We start from the raw sequence: 20761 nt of genomic DNA, 5'->3' as shown, positions 1-20761 counted from the left end.
AATGATCGACAAGAACGAGATCGTCGTCGTGGTCGGCGCCGGATTGATGGGCACCGGCATCGCGCACGCATTCGCCAGTAGCGGCTTCGTCACGCGGCTGGTCGACAGCAATGGCCAGGCCCTCGACAAGGCGGTGCAGAACATCCACGCCATCGTCGACGCCGGCGTCAAGCTCGGCAAGCTGGCGCCGGAAGCGGCGGCCGCGGCCAAGGAACGCCTGAGCGTGCACACCGGCCTGGCCACCGGCGCCGCCGGCGCCGGCCTGCTGGTCGAGACGGTGTCCGAGAACCTGGCGGTGAAGAAGGCCGTCCTCGCCGAGGCCGTGCCGCTGCTGGCCGAGGGGGCGCTCGTCGCGACCAACACGTCGGCGCTGTCGGTGACCGAGATCGCCACCGCGGTGCCGCAGCCCGAGCGCGTGATCGGCATGCATTTCTTTAACCCGGTGCACAAGATGAAGCTGGTGGAGCTGGTGCTCGGCATCGCCACCGACGCGGCCACCGTCGAGCGCAGCCGCGCCTGGTGCGACGCGATCGGCAAGACGTCGATCCTGGTCAACGAGTCGCCGGGCCTGACCACCAGCCGCATGTCGGCCATGCTCGGCAACGAGGCGATGTGGATGCTGCAGGAGGGCACCGCCAGCGCCGAGGATATCGACACCGCGCTGCGCATGGGCTTCAACCACCCGATGGGACCGCTGGAACTGGGCGACCTGACGGGCTGGGACACGCGCCTGTCGGTGCTGCGCTACCTGCATGCGACGCTGGGCGAGAAGTTCCGTCCGTGCCCGCTGATCATCAAGATGGTCGCGGCCGGCCGCCACGGGCGCAAGACCGGCCACGGCGTGTACCGCTACGACGAGGCCGGGCAGCGCGTGCCGGGTTCGGGCCTGAAAGCGAGCGCGCTATGAAGGACGTCTACATCGTCGAGGCGGTGCGCACGCCGGTCGGCAAGTACAAGGGCAGCCTGGCCGGCGTGCGCGCCGACCACCTGGCGGCGCACCTGCTGAACGTCCTGATGGACCGCGCCGGGATCGACGCCGGTGCCGTCGACGACGTCATCTTCGGCTGCGTGACCCAGGTTGGCGAACAGTCGGCCAACATCGCGCGCACGGCGCTGCTCGGCGCCGGCTGGCCGGACGCCATTCCCGGTCTCACGATCGACCGCAAGTGCGGCTCCGGCGAGGTCGCCGTGCACCTGGCGGCCGGCCTGATCGCCGCCGGTTCCGCCCAGGTGGTCGTGGCGGGCGGCGCGGAGAACATGAGCCGCGTGCGCATGGGCGGCAACCGCGAGATCTACGGCGAAGCCTTTGGCTGGATGGCGGCCGACCGCTACGAGCTGACCAGCCAGGGCGAAGCCGCGGAACGCATCGCCGACAAGTGGAACCTGAGCCGCGCCGAACTCGACGCCTATGCCGTCGAAAGCCACCGGCGCGCCGCCGCCGCCGCGCAGGCCGGGTATTTCGGACGCGAGATCGCCGCGGTGCCGGTGGCGGCGCTCAAGGAGCGCGACTGGGCCGAGCCCGCGCCGGACAGCCTGGACGCGGACGAGACCATCCGTCCCGGCACCAACGCCGACAAGCTGGCCACGCTGAAGTCGAGCTTCCGCCCCGACGGCAAGCTCAGTGCCGGTAACTCCTCGCAGATCTCGGACGGCGCCGCGGTGCTGCTCCTGATGTCGGGCGACGCGGTGGACCGCCTGGGACTCAAGCCGCGTGCCCGCATCCGCGCGTTCACCACGGTCGGCGCCGACCCGACCTTGATGCTGACCGGCCCGGTGGCGGCGACGCGCAAGGTGCTGGAGATGGCGGGGCTGGCGGCGGGTGACGTCGACCTGTTCGAGGTGAACGAGGCGTTCGCGCCGGTGCCGCTGATGTGGGCGCGCGAACTCGACGTGCCGCTCGAGCGGCTGAACGTCAACGGCGGTGCGATCGCACTGGGCCACCCGCTCGGCGCCAGCGGCGCCCGGATCATGACGTCGCTGCTGCACGAGCTGGAACGGCGCGATGCGCGCTATGGCCTGCAGGCGATCTGCTGCGCCGGCGGCATGGGCACCGCGACCCTGATCGAGCGGCTCTGAACCAACAACAGGAGACGGCAATGCATATCGATTTGAGCGGCAAGCGCGTCATCGTGACCGGTGCCTCGCGCGGCATCGGCCTCGCCATCGCGCGGGCATTCGCAGCGGAGGGCGCCCGCGTCGCCATCTGCGCCCGGACGGCGGAGGACGTGGAGGCGACGGGCCGCGAACTGGCGGGCCAGGCGCAGGCGGTGATCGCGCGCGTCGTGGACGTCACCGACAGCGCCGGCGTCAAGGCCTTCGTCGAGGAGGTCGCCGCGAGCTGGGGCGGCGTCGACGTCCTCGTCAACAATGCGGGCCAGGGCCGCGGCGGCAACCTCGACACCCTCACGCCCGAACAGATCCTCGAACACGCCAACATCCTGCAGATGGGGCACTTCCGCTTCGTGCAGGCGGTGGTGCCGCACATGCGCCGCCAGCGCTGGGGACGCATCGTCGAGATCAACGCGCTGGCCGGCGCCATTCCGACGCCCGACGGCATCCCGTCGGTAATCAACCGCGCCGCCTGCCTGGCGTTGTCCAAGTCGCTCGGCATGTCGCTCGCCCGGGACAACATCCTCGTCAATTCGCTCAACATGGGGTGGGTCGATACGGGCCAGTGGGACCGCCACTACCGCGAGGTGGGGCCCGGCGTCAGCCGCGAGGAGTTCGACCGGATGGTGCTGAAAGTCGTGCCGCTGGGACGCTTCGGCAAGCCCGAGGACGTGGCCGGCATGGCGTTGTTCCTGGCCAGCGACTACGCGGGTTTCATCAGCGCGGCCTCGATCGACATCGCGGGCGGGCTGCAGGGGCAGATCGCGTACTACCCGACGTTGAAGCGCGAATTCACCGAGATGGTCCGCGAACGCAACGCTGGCGACAGTGCGGCCTGATGCTGCCGCATCGACTTCGCTATTCTAAATACAGAATACGAATCGAACAGTAGAATAACGCGAATAATCTTGCTACAATCAGGATGCGTCAAGAGTCTCGTTTCCGTTGGGCCGAATACAGTCGAGCAGCACGGTTCATGGGAAGGACTGAGCAGTACTGAGCGATTTTTTAAAAATCAGCCATAACGATAACGACAGGAGACAAGCCCATGTACCAGGCAAGTGGTAATTCCATTCTCGCCAGCCACGCGCTGCGCGGCATCGCGGTGGCAGCCGCCCTCGTTTGCGCCAGCCACGCGCTGGCCGGCGAAATCGAGGTGAGCAATCCCGACGTCAAGATGCGTCTCGACGCGACGGTGCGCTACACCGGCGGCGTGCGCACCGAAAAGCCGGACACCCGGCTGCTGAACAACTACATCTACGACGAGGGCGATTCGAAGTTCGACCGCGGCGACATGGTCACCAACCGTGTCGACCTGCTGACCGAATTCGACGTCAGCTACAAGAACAAGATTGGCGCGCGGGTCTCGGGCGCGGCCTGGTACGACCAGGCCTACGACGATCACACGGTCAAGTCGCCGGCGGGTTTCGTCACCGCCTACCGCAACAACCGCTACAACAACGAAGTGGCGCGCTACGTGAACGGGCCCTCGGGCGAGATCCTCGACGCCTTCGTGTGGGCCAACGTCGACCTGGGCCAGGTGCCGGTCAACGTCAAGGTGGGCCGCCAGACCAACGTCTGGGGCGAGGGGCTGCTGCTCGGCGCCCACGCGATCTCGTACGGCCAGTCGCCCGTCGATGGCGTCAAGGCGGCGATCAATCCCGGCGTCGAGACCAAGGAAGTGTTCCTGCCGGTCGGGCAGATCCATGCCAGCGCCCAGGTCACCGACAACCTGACCCTGGTCGGCCAGTATTACTACGAATGGAAGCCGACCCGCATCCCGCATGCCGGCACCTACCTGATGGGCGCGGACACGGCGCCGTCGTCGGACTTCCTCGCGTTCCCGATCCCTGGTGTCGCGGCCCAGATCATCGAGGCGCGCAAGCCGGGCCAGCATGGGAACTGGGGCGTCGGCGCGCGCCTGAACGTCGAGGCGATCGAATCGACGTTCGGCGCCTACTACCGCCGCTTCGACGACTATTCGCCGGAACTCGGCGTCCAGCTGCTCGATTTCAAGGGGCCGCTGCCGACCCGCGCGCGGTTCCTGTACCCGCAGGACGTCGAGCAGATCAGCCTGAGCTTCGGACGGGTGATCCATAGCGTCGCCGTCGGCGCCGAACTGTCGTACCGCAAGAACGGCGCGTTGAATACGCCGTCGTCCGTGGTCAGCGACACCGGCGCGCGCGGCGACACCTGGCACGCCGTCCTGAACGGTATCTACATGCTGCCGGCGACGCCGGTCTGGCAGACCGGCACCCTGGTCGCCGAACTGGCGTACAACCGGCTGGACAAGGTCACCACCAACCCGGCGCTGTACCGCTCGGTCGGTTCGGCGGCATGCGTCGACTCGCGCACCGGCAAGGCCGGCTCGGGCACCAGGGACGACGGCTGCTCCACCCGCGATGCGTGGATCATGGCGCTGAAATTCTCGCCCCAGTACCTGAACGTGCTGCCGTCCTGGGACCTGTCGATCCCGGTCAGCGTCACCTATGGTTTGTCGGGCAACGCGCCGACGTCCGGCGGTGGCACGCAGGGCGAAGTGCGCTGGTCCGTGGGCGCGACCATGACGTATGCCTCCAAGTACGAATTCGCACTCAGCTACGCCGACCGCAACCTGCCGGTACGCGAACTGAACGGCAAAATCACCGGCGGCGCGGCGCATAGCAATTCGTCGGTCGGGGTCATCGACCGCGGCTGGCTGTCATTCACCTTCAAGACGGCATTCTAAAGCGCCGCACACAGGAGACAAATCATGAACAAGCATCGACTTGCACTGGCATTGCTGGCTGGCTTCGCCGGCGTCGCCCAGGGCGCGGTAACGGCCGAGGAAGCCAAGCAGCTGGGCAGCACGCTGACCCAGGTGGGCGCCATCAAGGCCGGCAACAAGGAAGGCACGATCCCGGCCTACACCGGCGGGCTGACCAAGGCGCCGGCCGGGTTCAAGGCCGGCAGCGGGTTCTGGGCCGACCCCTTCAAGGACGAGGCGCCGAGCTTCCGCATCGACGCCAAGAACTGGCAGCAGTACGCCGACAAGCTGTCGGACGGGCAGAAGGAGTTGTTCAAGAAGAACCCGGGTTTCTACATGGACGTCTACCCGAGCCACCGTACCGCCGCGCAGCCGGAAGCGGTGCTCACCAAGACCGTGCGCAATGCCACGACCTGCAAGACCGCCAAGAACGGCCTGGCGGTCGAACAGGACTGCCGCGGCGGCTTCCCGTTCCCGATCGCCAAAACCGGCTACGAGATGATGTGGAACCACCAGTTGCGCTACAAGGCCGACACCACGACCAAGCAGTCGCGCTCGTGGGTCGTCGACTCCAGCGGCAAGGCCGTGATGACGGCGCAGCAGCAGACGTTCGAGGAGACGCCGTACTACCACGATGAACTGGACGGCCGCGACGGCGAGATGTACTGGCGCACCTACTCGGTCACCAGCGCACCGATCCGCAAGGCGGGCGAAGTGACCGGCCTGATGGACTTCCTCGACCCGACCGAGAAGCCGCGCCGCGCCTGGAGCTATGCACCAGGGCAGCGCCGGATCAAGCTGGCGCCCGAATTCTCGTACGACACGCCGGTGGCGAGCATGGGCGGCGTGACGCTGTTCGACGAACTGTTCGTGTTCTCGGGACAGATGGACCGTTTCGACTTCAAGCTGGTGGGCAAGAAGGAAATGTACGTGCCCTACAACGAGTACAAGCTGTACTTCGGCTGCGGCGTCGAGGAGCAGTTCAAGGAAAAGTACCCGAATCCGGCCTGCTGGCGCTGGGAACTGCATCGCATGTGGGTCGTCGAGGCGACGCTCAAGCTGGGCTTCCGCCATGTCTACGCGAAACGCACTTACTACATCGACGAGGATACCTACGGCGCCATGCTGTACGACGCGTATGACCGCAGCGGCCAGCTGTACCGCTCGATCTTCAACTCGATGGTCCAGCTGTACGACGTCAACGCGCCGTACATGGTCAAGAACGTGGTCTTCGACTTCAACAAGGGCATGTACGCGCTGGTCAACGACGGCCTGGTCGGCGGCTACGGCGTGGTCACCAAGCCGCGTCCGAACCGCGAACTGAATCCGGAATCCATCGTGGCCAAGGAAACCGCACGCTAGTCCGGTTCTTGCCGGGCAGGACCGTGCGGCCTGTCCGGCCCTGTGGCGGGCGTCTCCCTGGAGCGGTGCCCGCGCGCACGGATTCGTGCATCGCGATGGAGTCTGTTGTGAACAATTTGAATACGATCGTTGCGCGACCCGGCCGGCTGGCCCGCGTCGTGCGACATATGGCGGCGGCCCTCGCCATAGCCACCCTGGCCGCGGGCGCGGCGGGCAGCCCGGATCCGATCGACACTGCGGCGGGCCTTTCGGCGGCGGCGTTCAAGCGTCCGCTGTCCGGCATCGCCGCGCAGGGCAGTACCGTCGTCGCCGTCGGCGCACACGGTACGATCCTGCTGTCGGAAGACGCCGGCACGACCTGGAAGCAGGCCGCGGTGCCCGTGGCCGCCGACCTGACCACGGTACGCTTTACCGGACCGGGCGTCGCGTGGGCGCTGGGTCATGACGGCGTGGCGCTGCGCAGCGTCGACCGCGGCGCGACCTGGAGCAGGGTGCTCGACGGGCGCACCCTGCTGGCACTCCTGAACAACCATTACCGCGGCCTGGCCGCGCACGGCGACGCCGGCGCGCTGGCGGTGCTGGACGAGGTCAAGCGCGCCGCCGCGCAATCGGCCACCCCGGACGTGCTGTCCTATCCCTTCCTCGACATCAGCATCGACGCGGGCGGCGAAGGGTTCCTGGCCGGTGCGTTCGGCCTCCTGCTGCATACGCGCGACGGCGGCAAGAGCTGGGAGCCCTGGCTCGAACGCGCCGACAACGACCGCCGCATGCACCTGTATGCGCTCGAACGGGCGGCGGACGGCGTGTTCTACCTGGCGGGCGAGCAGGGCCTGCTGCGCCGCTACGACCGCGCGGCGGGCAGTTTCGCGAAGCTCGAGTCGCCTTACGCGGGCACGTTTTTCGGGCTGAAAGCCGGCGAGGCGGGACTGGCCGCCTTCGGCCTGCGCGGCAGCGCCTTCGTCAGCGCCGATGGGGGCACCCGCTGGAAGCAGGTCGCGCTCGGCACCGAGGCCACCGTGGTCGACGCCGTGGCCTGCGCGCCGGGCGAGATGGCGTTCGTGACGCAGGACGGGCGGGTCCTGCTCGGCCGTGGCGCAAGGGCGACCGACGCCGGCGCGGCGCGCGGCGGCGAGGTGGCTGGCGCAGCCCAGGCCGGGTCGGGCCTGCTGGTGCTGGCCGGCAGCGCCGGTACAAGACAGGTCCGCATCCATGGCTGCGGCACGGATAACGCAAGAATCGGAAAGAACTGACATGGCAGCGCACGGCAATCAACCCCGCATGCCCGTGGTACGGGACGTGCAAGACTTCGATCGCGCTTCGGGCAACCTGCTCGAACGCGTGATCTTCAACCACCGCCTGATCGTGCTGCTCGCCTGCCTGCTGGCCACGCTGTTCCTCGGCTATTCGGCGACCCGGATCAAGGTCAATGCCAACTTCGAGCGCATGATCCCGCTCGGCAGTCCGTACATCCAGAACTACCTCGCGAACAAGGCGCAGCTGCCGGGCCTCGGCAACACGGTGCGGATCGTCGTCGAGAACAAGACCGGCGACATCTACGACCCAGCCTACCTCGACGTCATGCGCAAGGTGAACGACGACCTGTACATGATCGACGGCGTCGACCGCTCGTGGATGAAATCGATCTGGATGCCGATCGTGCGCTGGCGCGAGGTGACCGAGGACGGCATCACGGGCGGCCCCGTGATGCCGCCCCAGTTCGACGGCAGCCCTGCCGAACTGGCCAGGCTGCGCGCCAACGTGGCCAAGGCAGGCATCGTCGGGCGCCTCGTCGCGCTCGACATGAAATCGAGCATGATCGTCGCGCCGCTGCTCGACCGCGACCCCAAGACCGGCGAACCGCTCGACTACGGTGCATTCTCGCGCAAACTGGAAGACAAGATCCGCACCTACGAAAGCGCGAAGGTGGGCATCCACATCGTCGGCTTCGCCAAGATCGTCGGCGACCTGATCGACGGCCTGAAGGCGGTCATGATGTTCTTCGCCGTCTCGGTGGCCGTCGCCACCGTGTTCGTCTACCTCTACACGCGCTGCGTGCGCAGCACCGTGTTGCTGGTGTCGGCTGCGGTGATCGGCGTCGTGTGGCTGCTCGGCCTGATGCAGCTGCTCGGCTACGAGCTCGACCCGTACTCGATCCTGGTCCCGTTCCTGATCTTCGCGATCGGCCTCTCGCACGGCGCCCAGAAAATGAACGGCATCATCCAGGATATCGGGCGCGGCACCCACAAGTACGTGGCCGCGCGCTACACCTTCCGGCGCCTGTTCGTGGCCGGCGTGACGGCGCTGCTGGCCAACATCGTCGGCTTCGCGGTGCTGATCATCATCGACATCCCGGTCATCCGCGACCTCGCGATCACCACGAGCATCGGCGTGTCGGTACTGGTCTTCACGAAGCTGTTCCTGATTCCGGTGGCGCTGTCCTACATCGGCATCGGCAAGAAGGCGGCGCAGCGCGCACTGGACGCCGACCGCGACATGGCGCAGGGACAGTCGCTGCTGGGCCGCGTGTGGGGCCGCCTCGACGCGCTGACCGGGCGCCGCTGGGCGTTCGGCGTCAGCCTCCTCGCGCTGCTCGTTACCGTGGCGTCGGCGATCGTGATGCAGGGCCTGCGCATCGGCGACCTCGACGCCGGCGCGCCGGAACTGCGGCCCGATTCGCGCTACAACCGCGACAACGCCTACATCACGCGCAACTACGGCCTGTCGAGCGACCAGTTCGTGGTGATCATGAAGACCGCCGACGAAGGCTGCCGCCTGTATTCGGCGCTGACGAAGATGGACGGCCTCGCGCAGCTGCTGCGCGCGGACCCGGCGGTGCAGACCACCACGTCGCTGGCCGAGGCCGTGCGCTTCACCACCGCCGCGATGTCGGAAGGCAGCGCCAAGTGGATGACGATCAGCCGCAACCAGGCGATCACCGACGGCGCCATGACGGCGGCGGCGATCGCCACGCCCGACATCACCAACCAGAGCTGCTCGGTGTCGCCGCTCGTCGTCTACCTGCGCGACCACAAGGCCGACACCGTGGCGCGGATCCTCAAGACGTCGAGCCAGTACGCCCAGGCCAACAACACCCCGGCCGGCGCCAAGGAGCCCGTGACCTTCCTGCTGGCCGCCGGCAATGCCGGCATCGAGGCCGCGACCAACATCGAGGTCGGCAAGAGCATCGTCATGATGTACCTGGCCGTCTACGGCTCGACCGCCCTGCTGTGCCTGATCACGTTCCGCAGCGTGCGGGCCACCATCGTCGCGCTGATCCCGCTGGTGATCACGACCGTCCTGTGCAAGGCGCTGATGGTCTGGCTGGGCATCGGGCTGAAAGTGGCGACCTTGCCGGTGATCGCGGTCGGGGTGGGGGTCGGGGTCGACTACGCGCTGTACCTGCTGTCGGTGCAGCTGGCGTGCCAGCGGCGCGGCGACAGCCTGCGCGCCGCCTATCGCCGTTCGCTCGACTTCACCGGCAAGGTCGTGGCCCTGGTCGGCATGACGATGGCCGCCGGCGTCGTCACGTGGGCCTGGTCGCCGATCAAGTTTCAGGCCGACATGGGCATCCTGCTGACCTTCATGTTCCTGTGGAATATGCTCGGCGCGCTCGTGCTCACGCCGGCGCTGTCGTATTTCCTGCTCAATCCCCGCCGCGCACAGGACGATGCGTGCGTCAGCCCTACCTTGGAGAAAAACTATGTTTGACCTGCTGCTGTCAGCCGACATGATGCTGCCCGACCCGGACGGCATGACCGACCTGCTCGTGAGCAAGCTGGGGGTGCACAGCCACCCGAACTGGCGCCAGGCCTTCGACAACCATCCGTACATTGCGCATTTCCTGCGCGTGCACAAATCGCTGGCAGTGTCGCCGACGCGCCTGGAACCGCAGTGGCACCTGGACTACGACAATCCCGGCGACCCGATGTTCCACGAGTTCCTCGAGAGCCTGAAGGACTACCAGGGCCGCCACCGTCCAATGCTGACGCACTCGGTGGTGCTGGCGCTGCAGGGGTCGAAGTTCGACGTCTTCGTGGACAAGCTGATGCGCCGCGGCCTGGCCTTCCGGATGGCCCAGCGCACGCCCGAGATGCCGTTCGACCGCCTGTGGCTGGGAGCGACGCCGGAACGCCCGCGCTACACGCCCGCCGTCGACGGCGGCCTGTGCATCGAGGTGATGCCGACCGAGCCGCTGCAGATGCCGCCGGAGACGTTCGCCAGCCCGCCGGCCCAGCCGCGTGACCCGAAGCCGGGCGACATGGTGCGGATCAGCGCGCGCGCCTTCATCGTGCGCGATCTCGACCACACGCTGCGCTGCTGCTCGACGAACCTCGACTGGGAACCGCGCGGCGGCGTCGAACTGCTGGCCCGCGAAGGCCAGCGCCGCGCCGTGATGCCGTTCACGGTCGCCAACAGCGCGGCCCTGCACGTGATCCAGCCGACCGCCTGGAACACCCCGGCCGCGCACTACCTCAACAACTGGGGGCCGGGCCTGTACTACATCCGCATCGCGGTGAACGGGCTGGAGGCCAAGGCCGACGACCTGCGCGCGCGCGGCACGCGCTTCACCTGGGTCGAGGAATCGGAATCCGCCGGCGGACGCCCGCTGATCCGCATCGAGCCGTCGGAACTGCGCGGCCAGGTCATCGAGTTCGAGGAAGCGTGACATGGACGACACCGAATCGAAAGGCAGCGACGGCGTGCGGGCGCGCATCGTCAACGAGGCCGTGACCATCGAGCGCGAAGGCGGCCTCGGTTGGGTGGTGCTGACGCGCCCCGGCCAGATCAACGCGATCAACGACGACATCCGCAACGGCGTGCCCCAGGCGCTGCGCGAACTCGACGCCGACCCGGCGATCCGCGTGATCGCGATCCGCGGCGCCGGCCCGCGCGGGTTTTGCGCCGGCGCCGACATCAAGGAAAAGCGCGGCCCGGAAACCGCGATCGAGGTGCGCACCCGGATGCAGGGCGCGCGCTGGATCGAAGCGATCGACGCCATCCAGAAGCCGGTGATCGCCGCGGTGCACGGCTATTGCATGGGCGGCGGCCTGGAACTGGCGCTGGCCTGCGACATCCGCTACGCGACGCCGGACGCCGTGTTCAGCCTGCCGGAGACGGCGCTGGGCCTGATTCCCGGCGGCGGCGGCACCCAGCGCCTGGCGCGCGTGGTGGGACCCGGGCGGGCGATGGACCTGCTGCTGACCGGCGAGCGCCTCGACGCGGCCGCGGCGAAGGACATCGGGCTCGTCACGCGGGTCGCGAGCGCACCGGACGCGCTGGTCGAGGAGGTGCGCGCGTTCGCCACGCGCATCGCGGCGCGCGCACCGGCGGCCACGCTGCTCGTCAAGCGCGCGGCCCGCAGCGCCCTCGACCTGGAGCTGAAGCAGGGGCTCGACCTCGAACTGGACCTGTTCGCCCTGCTCAAGCCGAGCGAAGACGCACGAGAAGCCGCGCTGGCCTTCAGCGAGAAGCGGCCGCCGAATTTCATCGGCCGCTGAGCGCGGCCCAACCTGAGGAGACCGGGTATGAACGAACAAGAACACAAAGGGAAGCTGGACGGACGGGTCGCTATCGTGACCGGTGCCGCCGGCGGCCTGGGTGCCGAGGCGGCGCGCGTGCTGGCGGCGCATGGCGCGCGGGTGGCGATCGTCGATATCGACGGCGAGGGCGCGCGCCGGGTCGCGGCCGGCATCGACGCGCAGGGCGGGCAGGCGCTGGCGCTGCAATGCGACATCGCGAGCGAGGCCGAGGTCAGCGCGATGGTCGAAGCGGTGGTGGCGCGCTTCGGGCGCGTCGACGTCCTGCACAACAACGCGGCCGTGCTGAACGTCGAACAGCGCCGGCGCGACCGCGACGTCGTCAACATGGACGTCGAAGCCTGGGACCGCGCCATGGCGGTCAACCTGCGCGGCGCCATGTTGTGCAGCAAGTACGCGATCCGCGAGATGCTCAAGCATGGCCGCGGCTCGGTGATCTTCGTCACGTCGGGCCTGGGCGCGCAAGGCGACCTGTCGCTGACGGCCTACGCGGCCTCGAAGGCGGCGCTAGCGATGCTGGCGCGCTCGGTGGCGGCGCAGTACGGCAAGCAGGGCATCCGCTCGAACGCGCTGCAGATCGGGCTGGCCCCGGCCGAGAACGCGCACGAGAGCATGCCCGCGCCGCTGCTCGAGATCCTGCGCGAGAACCACCTGACGCCCGAACTGGGCACGCCGCGCCAGATCGCCGATGTCGTGGCGTTCCTGGCGTCCGACGAATCGGCCTTCGTCACGGGCACCACGCTGGTGGCGGACGGCGGCTTCGGCAGCCACACGCCTTCGCTGGTGGCGATGAAGGCCTTGTTTGCGCAGACCGGCGCGAAGGGAATGTGATGAAAGCTGCCATCATTCATGAACGCGGCGCGGCACCGGTCATCGCCGAGTTTCCGGCACCGGCGCCGCGCGACGGCGCGGTCCTGATCGACGTCGATACGGCCGGCCTGGGCGGCTGGGACGTGCTGGGCGCGTACCGCCTCGGCGTGCAATACCCGTGCGTGATCCGCGGCGAGGGCGTGGGCCGCGCGCCGGACGGGCGCCGGGTCTATTTCGGCGAGCGCTCGGTGCTGCCGTACGGCGCCTGGGCCGAGCGCACCCTGGTGCCGGTCGAGGAAGTCTGGGACGTGCCGGACGACGTCGACGACCGCACCGCGATCGCGATGGGGATCGCCGCCACCGGCGCCCTCGTGCCGCTGGAGCAGGCGAAGATCCAGCCGGGCGAGCAGGTGCTGGTGCTGGGCGCGACCGGCACGCTGGGCCAGATCGCGCTGCAGCTGGCGCGGTTCCTGGGGGCCGGAAGAGTCGTGGCCGCGGCCCGTTCGGCCGACGCGCTGGCGCGGCTGAAGGCGCGCGGCATCGCCGACGAGATCGTGGTGCTGGGCGGCGGCGACGATGCCGCGAAACTGCAGACGGTCACGGACGAGGGCTTCGACGTCGTGCTCGACCTGGTCTGCGGCCAGCCGATGCTGGATGCGCTCAAGGCGACGCGCTGGGGGGCGCGCATCATGACCATCGGCACCGGGGCCGGACGCAAGGTCAACCTGGACATCGCCGACCTGCTGTTCCGCACGCTGTCGTGCATCGGCACCGGCCAGCGGCCCCCGGCCGACCGCCGCGCGATCTGGGAGCGCCTGCTGCGCATCGCGCGCGAGCAGGACATCCGGATCGATTACAGCGAGTTCGCATTCGACGACGCCGGCGCGGCCTGGGCGGCGCAGGTGGCCGGACCGCACGCGAAGATCACCGCGCGCGTGCGCGGCTGACGACCCGGCGCGGAAGGGACACGAATGACATCAGGACAATGGTGGATCGTCGCGCTGTCGGAGCAGCTGGCGCCGGGCAAGACGCTGGCGGTGGTCTGCGACGGCGTGCAGGTGGCGCTGTTCCGTAGCGCCGCCGGAGAAGCGTTCGCGCTGGAAGACCGCTGCCCGCACCGGCGCGTGCTGCTGTCGCCGGGGCAGGTCAGGCCGGGCGGGTTGCAATGTCCCTACCACGGCTGGACCTTCGACGGCGCGAGCGGGCGCTGCACCGATATCCCGAACCTGCGGCGCGACGAGAAGATCCCGCCGGCCGCGGCGCGCGCGTATCCGGTCGCCGAACTGAACGGCTTCATCCATGTGCATACCGGCGCCGGCGACATGCGGGGCACGCTCCCGGGCGCGGCCTACCGGGCGGCGGGGCGCGAGTTCACCGGAAGCGCGGTGGCGGCGATCGCGTTCCCCGACTATCTGGACGTCATGCTCGACGGCCCGGAATGCCTGCTCGACTTTCCGGGCGTGACGATCACCGACTTCTTCATCGGCGATCCGCGCCGCGACGGCGGGCATCTCGTGCTCGATCGCGGCGCCGTCTGGAAGGGCAGGGGACCCGGCCCCGCTTTCGTGCGCGACCATCCGCTGCTTGTGCGTACCCGCGTGCCGCTGGCCGGCGGCGACGTCGTAGTGGAATTGCTGGACGCGTCCGAACAGCCGCTGGTGACGCTGCTGGTCGCCGCCAGCGCCAACCGGCGCGGGACCACCAGCCTCGTATGGCGTGGCTTCGCCCATGCGCGTTCGCACCCCGGGCCGCCGGGCTGGCGCCTGCGCAGGCTGGCCGGGGCGGCGCCGTTCACGGTGCGGGCCGACATCGACGGACGCGCCATCGCGGCGCTCGAAGCGGCGCCGTCGCGCGAACGGCGGGATCAACTGGAGGATGTCGCATGAACATGGATGACAAGGCGGCGCGCTTCGCCGCGCCGGACGGGAAACGCGACTGGATACCCCGTAACATCGACCTGCGCGACACCTGGTTCCCGGTGGCCTACAGCGCCGACGTCGGCAACCGCCCGTTGCGCCGCATCGTGCATGCGCAGGACGTCTACCTGTGGCGCGAGCTGGGACGGGTGCGCGCGGCCGAGTTCCGGCCCGACCTGCTGGAGAGCCGGCGCGCCGGCGCCACCGCCTTCACCGGCGGTTCGTGCTACTACCGCGTCCATGAGCGCTACGGCTACGTGTGGGTCTGGTACGGCAATCCCGACAACGCGCACGCGGACCTGATCCCGCTCATTCCGTTCCTGCCGGCGGACGGCGCGGGCATTCCGCGCTATACCCAGCGCTCGGTGCGGTTCGACGCCGCGTCGCCGCTGTCGGTCGAGAACCTGATCGACCTCACGCATGCCGATTTCCTGCATGCGAACACCATCGGCGACGGGCAATCCGAGAGCGACGTCGTCGAATTCAGCTCGACGTCCGAGACGCTGACGCGGACCCGCATCGTCACCCGCAAGTCGGTGGCGCCGGTGATGCGCTGGATCGGCGGCGTGCGCGCGCAGTACCAGGACCTGCGCGCGGTGCTGCACGTCCACCTGCGCAACAACCTGTGCATTTCCTATCCCAGCTTCACGCCCGGCTACGCGATACCCAACGTGCAGCCGTTCGTGCCCGTCGGGAAGCACCGCTCGCGCGTCGACCAGACCAACTACACGGTGCACGCGCCGGCGCCGTTCCGCTGGCTGATGCCGCGCATCTCCTACGTCATCCAGCCGCAGGACAACTCGGTGCTGCGGCCGCAGAACGCGCGCTACTTCGATCCGGGCAAGCGGCGCGATCTCAGCTCGCGCTTCGACGCGCCGGGGAACCGCTACCGCGTGCTGATGACGCGCCTGGCCGAACGCCAGCGCGCGGGCGACTTCGGCTACGGCGCCGATGCCGATCCGGCACTGGATATTTCCGCCGTCCTCGGCATGCGGCCCTAGGTGCAGACCGGCGCCGTCGTCCGGGCGTCCGGCCTGCCTGGCATCACCTTGATCCTGGCCGGGCTGGCGATGCTGGGACCGTTCTCGATCAACGCCTACCTGCCGTCGTTCCCGGACATGGAACGGACGTTGCACACGGACCGGGTCGCGCTGCAGCAGACGATCTCGGTGTATTTCGCCGCGTTCGCGTTCATGTCGCTGTGGCACGGCGCGATTGCCGATGCCTGCGGGCGGCGCCGGGTGGTGCTGGCCGGACTGGCCACGTATGCGCTGGCCTCGCTGGGCTGCGCATGCGCCACGCGCGTCGGGCAGCTGCTGCCGTTGCGCGCGCTGCAGGGCTTCTCCGCCGGTGCCGGCATCGTGATCGGCCGCGCGGTGGTGCGCGACCTGCACGAGGGGCCGCTGGCGCGGCGCATGATGTCGCAGGTCGTCATGATGTACGGGCTGGCGCCGGCGGTCGCGCCGCTGGTCGGCGGCGCGCTGCAGCGGGCGTTCGGCTGGCGCGCCGTGTTCCTGTTCCTGGCGCTGCTGGCAGCGAGCCTGTTCGCGGCGGTGGCGTTGCGCCTGCCGGAGACGCTGGCACCGCAGGCGCGCCAGCCGTTCCGCCTCGCGCCGCTCGCGCGAGGCTACGCGCGCGTACTGGGCAACCGTGCGTTCATGACCTGGTCGCTGGCCTACGCCGCGATGTTCGGCGCGTTCTTCATCTACGTGCTGTCGGCACCCGTGTTCCTGATGCGGCACCTCGGCCTGGGCGAAGGGGACTTCCTGTGGCTGTTCGGACCGGCGACGGCGGGACTGGTCGCCGGCTCGGCGCTGGCCGGCAAGGCCGCCGCGCGCTGGCCGGTGCGGCTCACGCTGCAGGCCGGGTTCGCGCTGATGGGCGCGGCGATCGCCTTCGACCTGGCCATCTGCCTCGCGGCCCCGGCGGGGGCCGGCTGGTACGTTCTGCACCTGTTCGTGTTCAATCTCGGCATGGCGCTGGCGATGCCGACACTGACGATCCGGGGACTCGACTGCGTCCCCGAACGGCGCGGCATGGGGTCGTCGGTGCAGCTGTTCGTCCAGACCGGTTTCAATGCCCTGATCGCCGCGGTCCTCGCGCCGCTGCTGTGGGGATCGCTGCTGTCGCTCGCGCTCGGCGCGACCGTGTTGTTCCTGTGCGCCGGCGCCGGCGTGCTGCTGGCCGCGCATTCGCCGACACATTCCTGAAAAGAGACGGAGATAACACGATGAAATCGATAGACATGAAGACGACGGTGGCGGCACCGGCGCAGGCAAGGCGTGGTGGCGCCGCCCGGGCCCTGCGCGCCCTGGCATCGATGGCCCTGGCGGCAACGGCGCTCGCTGGCTGCGGCGGCGGCAGCGATCATGCGCCCATCTGCAGCGATGTCTCGATCGCGGTGGATGCCGGCCATATCTACGGCCAGTGGTGCCGCCCGGCGGATGGCCCTGGCGCCAAGGTGCTGCAAGTGCTCGTGCATGGCGCGACCTACTCGCACACCTACTGGAATTTCCCCGGGTTCGAGGGCCGCTACTCGTACTCGAACCATATGAACCGTGCGGGCTATGCCACCTTGGCCATCGACCAGCTCGGCGTCGGCAAGAGCACACACCCGCCGAGCGATCAGGTGACCTATGCCACGGCAGCGAAGGCGGTGGCGCAAGTGGTGAGCGCCGTACGTGCCGGGGCGCTGGGCGACTCGTATGGCAAGATCGTCGTCGTCGGGCATTCCATCGGTTCGCTGGTGGTGCTCGGCGGCGTGGCGCAGTACGGCGGTGTCGACGGCATGCTGCTGTCCGGCTTCTCGCATTCCCTGGGCGGCGCAGGCTTCGGCAAGTTGACGGCCAGCGTGGTGCCGGCGCTGAACGACCCGATCACGAAGGCCAACATTCCCGCCGGCGACCTCGGGTATCTGAGCGTGCTCCAGGGCCGCGCGGTGTTCTATCAATCGGGTGACGCCGACCCGGCGCTGATTGCCGCTGACGAGGCCACGCACAGCGAGCTCTCGGGCTTCCTGAACGCCGCCGATTACCTTGCCGTCGATGCCGGCGGCATTCGCGTGCCGGTGCTGGTGGCCAACGGCATGAACGACATCGCATTCTGCAGCCAGGGCGGCGGCGGCTCCACTACCGACTGCAGCAGCGCCGCCACGTTGCGGGCCGCCGAGCTGCCGTTCTTCGCGGCCGCCACGCCGCTGGAGGCGTACGTGCTGCCCAATGCCGGTCACAACCTGAACCTGACGCTGCAATCGCAGACCTGGTACGGCGCGGCACTGCACTGGTTCCAGACCCACTTCCCCGTGAACTGATCGCTCACGCGACTCCCGAGGCCTGATCTATTTTCCGATGGTTCAGGTGATATAGACGAGGTCGTACCGGTGCCTGGCATAGCTCACCGGTTCCTGGATCTCGACCGCGTGCACGCCCGGAATGCCCTTGATGTCGTTGTCGACCATCTCGGCCGCTTCGGTACGGCTCTTGCTGACGAGGACCGCGACGACGTCGAACCGTCCCATCGACAGCGCGACGAACGTGCAGGCGTCCAGCTGCGCCAGCCGCTCGGCGATCCTGCGTGCCTGTCCAGGCAGTGACTTGATGCGCAGGATGACGCCGGTCCCCAGACCGCTGGCCTCGAAGTCGGTGACCATGCCGAGCCGGACGGCCTTGCCTTCGATGAGCTTCCTGAGGCGCTGGCGCACGGTGCCTTCGGAGATCTGCAAGGCGCGTCCGACCTCGCGATTGCTCATCCGGCCGTTCTCCCGCAGCAAGTCGATGATGGCGGTATCGGTCTCGTCCAGTTTCAGGGTCATTTTTCACCTTTCACAAATTCACGAAATCGCTGCGGTACTTGAGGATCTCGGCGAACAGGGTGAGTTCGACCGAGCGCACGCCCTTGATCCGGCCGATGTCCTCGGCCAGTGCCTGCAGGCCGGCCAGGTCCGGCGCCATCGCCATGAGTGCGAACGACGGATCGCCCATCAGGATGCTGATCAGGGTCAGGCCGTCGAGCTTCGCCAGCTCTTTCGCGATGGCTTCGACCGGTCGCCCGGCCGTGTACACGTCGACGTTGGCAAACGCGTGGTAGCCCGCGGCGCGGAAATCGCGCTGCGCCATCACCTTCATCACGCGCTCGCTTTCCAGCGCGCGGATGCGCGACGCGATCGTCACCTCGCTCACGCCGAACCTGTCGGCCAGCGCCTTGTTCGTTTCCTGCGGACTGGCGCGCAGGGCGCCCAGGATATCCCGGTCCAGCTCGTCGAGCGGCCGTTCGTTCTTCATTGGGTGGATCATCGGCTCGTCAATTGTCTCGTTTTGCATGCTAACCGCTCACCTTAGCACAGGCGCTGAACGTGGGGCAAGGCGTACTCCTCGTGAGTAATTCGTAGTATTTAAATCAAAATATTACGCATAAACACGTAGGAATCGATTTATTTTTATTTTGCGTAGAAAATGAGCGAAATGTATACGCTAAAATTTATCGTACGTATGGCGGCGGCCCGTTTGGCCTCAGGACACGGCGGCGTACGAAACAGGCGGCCATGAGGCCGTGACAAAAAGAGCAATTTGGAGGAGACACCATGAGAAGCATCGGAATGCGGATGCCTGCAGGGCTGGCCCTGCGCGGCGTATCGGTGATGTTGTTGATGGCGTGGACGGGCGGTGCGTCCGCGATCGATATCCAGACGGGCAACCGCGACCTCAAGCTACGCTGGGATAACACCCTGCGCTACAACCTGGGCGTGCGCGCCGAGCGACCCGATACGCGCATCCTGAACAACCCGACTTACGACGAATCGGACGGAAAGTTCGACCGCGGCGATGTCGTGACCAACCGGGTCGACCTGCTCAGCGAGATCGACCTGAGCTACCGCAGCCTGCTCGGTGCCCGGGTCAGCGCCGCCGCGTGGTACGACAATGCCTACGACGACCATGCGGTGCGCAGCCGGGTGCCCGGCTACGCGTCGAGCTATATCGGCGACCGCTACAATTCGCACGTCGCGCGCTACGTCAATGGTCCTTCCGGCGAAGTGCTCGATGCCTTCGTCTGGGGCAACGTCAAATTCGGGGTCATGCCGGTCAACGTCAAGCTCGGACGGCAGACCAACTATTTCGGCGAAGGCCTGCTGATCGGGGCGCATGCCATTTCGTACTCGCAATCGCCGATCGACGGCGTCAAGGCGGTCACGAGTCCCGGCATCGAAACCAAGGAAGTGTTCCTGCCGGAGTCGCAACTGTTCCTGAAGGCGCAGGTATCGCCGGCGCTGGCGCTGGCCGGGCAGTATTTCTATGGCTGGCATGAGTCGCGCCTGCCCTACGGCGGCACGTTTTTCGGGCCGGCCGATCCGTTTTTCGAGGGGCCCGACCGCCTGCCGGTCGCGCCCAACGGCGCCACGCTGGCGCGTGCCCCATCGCTCATGCCGGGCAAGCGCGGCAACTCGGGCGTGAGTGCGAAGCTGAATCTCGAGGCCATCGAATCGAGCCTCGGGCTCTACTACCGCGAATTCGACGACTACAACCCCTGGTTCGGCCCGAACCTGACCGGGTTCGTGACGGTGCCTGGCGTGGGCACCGTGCCGACCGCCTATCGCCTGGCTTATCCGACCGGCGTAAAACTCGTCGGCGTGAGCGCCGCCCGCGTCGTGGGTCCGGTCAGCGTCGCCACCGATATCTCGGTGCGCAAGGGTGGGGCGCTGAACACCGATGCCGTCAGTCCGCTCGACCAGGAGGGGCCACGCGGCAATACGCTGCACGTCGTGGCGAACGGCGTCTACCTGCTGCCTGCCTCCCGCTTCTGGGACACGGGAAGCTTTGTCGCCGAGGTCGCGTACAGCCGCCTTTTGAAAGTGACCCGGCATCGCGAACTGTACAAAGGCACGGGCGAGACGGCGTGCGTGGCGCCGGACGGTGCCCCTGGCGGCAGGCGCGATGGATGCTCGACGAAGGACTATGCGGCGCTCGCCTTGCTGTTCACGCCGCAGTACCTGCAAGTGCTCCCGTCCTGGGACCTGGATCTTCCGCTGTCCCTGAACTATGGCCTGACTGGCAACGCGGCCAGCGCCGGCGGCGGGAACGAAAAGTCGCTCTCGTGGTCGGTCGGCGCAAAGATGACCTTCGCCCAACGCTACGAATTCTCGCTGCAGTACGCCGATGCGCATGCGCCCGGCAGGTACGACCCGACCGGAACCGTGCTCATCGGCGGCAACGGCAGTGTCGGCAACAACGACCGCGGCTGGCTCGTATTCACTTTCAAGGCAGGCTTCTGACCACCTCTGGAGACAG

The 20761-nt window shown here is 68.1% G+C and carries 18 protein-coding genes; 16 read left to right on the top strand and 2 right to left on the bottom strand.

All coding sequences use genetic code 11. From position 1 onward, the window contains the following. Position 1: 1 nt before the first annotated feature. The 15 genes from HAV22_RS02225 to HAV22_RS02155 all read left to right on the top strand — a co-directional run bounded on the left by HAV22_RS02225 (position 2) and on the right by HAV22_RS02155 (position 17790). Entirely contained in the window at positions 2-907 is a 906-nt protein-coding gene (locus HAV22_RS02225) for a 3-hydroxyacyl-CoA dehydrogenase (protein ID WP_208296015.1), read from the top strand. Beyond that, positions 904-2076, top strand: coding sequence for a thiolase family protein (locus tag HAV22_RS02220; RefSeq protein ID WP_166856033.1), 1173 nt, complete (start codon positions 904-906; stop codon positions 2074-2076). Before HAV22_RS02225 ends, HAV22_RS02220 begins: the two co-directional genes overlap by 4 nt. Positions 2077-2096: 20 nt before the next feature. Further along, entirely contained in the window at positions 2097-2948 is an 852-nt protein-coding gene (locus tag HAV22_RS02215; RefSeq protein WP_166856031.1) for an SDR family oxidoreductase, read from the top strand. A 209-nt stretch (positions 2949-3157) separates the two neighbouring features. Continuing rightward, positions 3158-4837: a DUF1302 domain-containing protein gene (locus tag HAV22_RS02210; protein ID WP_166856029.1), complete on the top strand. Its 1680-nt coding sequence runs from the start codon at positions 3158-3160 to the stop codon at positions 4835-4837. A gap of 24 nt (positions 4838-4861) precedes the next feature. Next, positions 4862-6217 carry a DUF1329 domain-containing protein gene (locus tag HAV22_RS02205; RefSeq protein WP_166856027.1) on the top strand — a complete coding sequence of 452 codons (1356 nt, stop codon included), beginning with the start codon at positions 4862-4864 and terminating at the stop codon, positions 6215-6217. A 107-nt stretch (positions 6218-6324) separates the two neighbouring features. Next, positions 6325-7467, top strand: a complete 1143-nt coding sequence (locus HAV22_RS02200) for a WD40/YVTN/BNR-like repeat-containing protein (protein WP_208296014.1) — start codon at positions 6325-6327, stop codon at positions 7465-7467. A gap of 1 nt (position 7468) precedes the next feature. Further along, positions 7469-9925 (top strand): efflux RND transporter permease subunit, encoded by a 2457-nt coding sequence (locus HAV22_RS02195; RefSeq protein WP_166856025.1) that lies wholly within the window; start codon positions 7469-7471, stop codon positions 9923-9925. Beyond that, on the top strand, positions 9918-10883 hold the full coding sequence (locus HAV22_RS02190; RefSeq protein WP_166856023.1) for a VOC family protein: 966 nt from the start codon (positions 9918-9920) through the stop codon (positions 10881-10883). Before HAV22_RS02195 ends, HAV22_RS02190 begins: the two co-directional genes overlap by 8 nt. A gap of 1 nt (position 10884) precedes the next feature. Further along, a complete protein-coding gene (locus tag HAV22_RS02185; protein ID WP_166856021.1) occupies positions 10885-11715 on the top strand; it encodes an enoyl-CoA hydratase/isomerase family protein in 831 nt (276 codons plus the stop codon). A 27-nt stretch (positions 11716-11742) separates the two neighbouring features. Continuing rightward, entirely contained in the window at positions 11743-12585 is an 843-nt protein-coding gene (locus HAV22_RS02180; RefSeq protein WP_166856019.1) for an SDR family NAD(P)-dependent oxidoreductase, read from the top strand. Then, entirely contained in the window at positions 12585-13511 is a 927-nt protein-coding gene (locus tag HAV22_RS31445) for a quinone oxidoreductase family protein (RefSeq protein ID WP_166856017.1), read from the top strand. Before HAV22_RS02180 ends, HAV22_RS31445 begins: the two co-directional genes overlap by 1 nt. Positions 13512-13535: 24 nt before the next feature. Continuing rightward, positions 13536-14450 (top strand): Rieske 2Fe-2S domain-containing protein, encoded by a 915-nt coding sequence (locus HAV22_RS02170; protein WP_166856015.1) that lies wholly within the window; start codon positions 13536-13538, stop codon positions 14448-14450. Continuing rightward, complete coding sequence (locus tag HAV22_RS02165; RefSeq protein WP_166856013.1) at positions 14447-15481, top strand: oxygenase; 1035 nt, start codon at positions 14447-14449, stop codon at positions 15479-15481. Before HAV22_RS02170 ends, HAV22_RS02165 begins: the two co-directional genes overlap by 4 nt. Further along, a complete protein-coding gene (locus HAV22_RS02160) occupies positions 15482-16690 on the top strand; it encodes a multidrug effflux MFS transporter (protein WP_371869502.1) in 1209 nt (402 codons plus the stop codon). Between the two features lie 20 nt (positions 16691-16710). Then, positions 16711-17790 (top strand): alpha/beta fold hydrolase, encoded by a 1080-nt coding sequence (locus HAV22_RS02155; RefSeq protein ID WP_166856011.1) that lies wholly within the window; start codon positions 16711-16713, stop codon positions 17788-17790. Positions 17791-17832: 42 nt separating this feature from the next. Here the strand turns inward: HAV22_RS02155 and HAV22_RS02150 are convergent, their stop codons facing one another. Then, a complete protein-coding gene (locus HAV22_RS02150) occupies positions 17833-18291 on the bottom strand; it encodes an Lrp/AsnC family transcriptional regulator (RefSeq protein ID WP_166856009.1) in 459 nt (152 codons plus the stop codon). Between the two features lie 10 nt (positions 18292-18301). Continuing rightward, complete coding sequence (locus HAV22_RS02145; protein WP_166856007.1) at positions 18302-18760, bottom strand: Lrp/AsnC family transcriptional regulator; 459 nt, start codon at positions 18758-18760, stop codon at positions 18302-18304. 299 nt (positions 18761-19059) lie between these two features. Here HAV22_RS02145 and HAV22_RS02140 point away from each other — a divergent pair, with 299 nt between their 5' ends. Continuing rightward, positions 19060-20745, top strand: a complete 1686-nt coding sequence (locus HAV22_RS02140) for a DUF1302 domain-containing protein (RefSeq protein WP_208296013.1) — start codon at positions 19060-19062, stop codon at positions 20743-20745. Positions 20746-20761: the final 16 nt, after the last annotated feature.

Source organism: Telluria antibiotica, from assembly GCF_011682055.1.
In the GTDB taxonomy this organism is placed as follows: Bacteria; Pseudomonadota; Gammaproteobacteria; order Burkholderiales; family Burkholderiaceae_D; genus Telluria; species Telluria antibiotica.
Note: the sequence above shows the minus strand (reverse complement) of the source record. Positions and strands in the feature narration are given on the sequence as shown.

What these genes read in the sequence shown, in the direction of transcription:
- HAV22_RS02225 (WP_208296015.1), top strand. Translation starts at nt 2, where the DNA reads ATGATCGACAAGAACGAGATCGTCGTCGTGGTCGGCGCCGGATTGATG.
- HAV22_RS02220 (WP_166856033.1), top strand. Translation starts at nt 904, where the DNA reads ATGAAGGACGTCTACATCGTCGAGGCGGTGCGCACGCCGGTCGGCAAG.
- HAV22_RS02215 (WP_166856031.1), top strand. Translation starts at nt 2,097, where the DNA reads ATGCATATCGATTTGAGCGGCAAGCGCGTCATCGTGACCGGTGCCTCG.
- HAV22_RS02210 (WP_166856029.1), top strand. Translation starts at nt 3,158, where the DNA reads ATGTACCAGGCAAGTGGTAATTCCATTCTCGCCAGCCACGCGCTGCGC.
- HAV22_RS02205 (WP_166856027.1), top strand. Translation starts at nt 4,862, where the DNA reads ATGAACAAGCATCGACTTGCACTGGCATTGCTGGCTGGCTTCGCCGGC.
- HAV22_RS02195 (WP_166856025.1), top strand. Translation starts at nt 7,469, where the DNA reads ATGGCAGCGCACGGCAATCAACCCCGCATGCCCGTGGTACGGGACGTG.
- HAV22_RS02190 (WP_166856023.1), top strand. Translation starts at nt 9,918, where the DNA reads ATGTTTGACCTGCTGCTGTCAGCCGACATGATGCTGCCCGACCCGGAC.
- HAV22_RS02185 (WP_166856021.1), top strand. Translation starts at nt 10,885, where the DNA reads ATGGACGACACCGAATCGAAAGGCAGCGACGGCGTGCGGGCGCGCATC.
- HAV22_RS02180 (WP_166856019.1), top strand. Translation starts at nt 11,743, where the DNA reads ATGAACGAACAAGAACACAAAGGGAAGCTGGACGGACGGGTCGCTATC.
- HAV22_RS31445 (WP_166856017.1), top strand. Translation starts at nt 12,585, where the DNA reads ATGAAAGCTGCCATCATTCATGAACGCGGCGCGGCACCGGTCATCGCC.
- HAV22_RS02170 (WP_166856015.1), top strand. Translation starts at nt 13,536, where the DNA reads ATGACATCAGGACAATGGTGGATCGTCGCGCTGTCGGAGCAGCTGGCG.
- HAV22_RS02165 (WP_166856013.1), top strand. Translation starts at nt 14,447, where the DNA reads ATGAACATGGATGACAAGGCGGCGCGCTTCGCCGCGCCGGACGGGAAA.
- HAV22_RS02155 (WP_166856011.1), top strand. Translation starts at nt 16,711, where the DNA reads ATGAAATCGATAGACATGAAGACGACGGTGGCGGCACCGGCGCAGGCA.
- HAV22_RS02150 (WP_166856009.1), bottom strand. Translation starts at nt 18,291, where the DNA reads ATGACCCTGAAACTGGACGAGACCGATACCGCCATCATCGACTTGCTG.
- HAV22_RS02145 (WP_166856007.1), bottom strand. Translation starts at nt 18,760, where the DNA reads ATGAAGAACGAACGGCCGCTCGACGAGCTGGACCGGGATATCCTGGGC.
- HAV22_RS02140 (WP_208296013.1), top strand. Translation starts at nt 19,060, where the DNA reads ATGAGAAGCATCGGAATGCGGATGCCTGCAGGGCTGGCCCTGCGCGGC.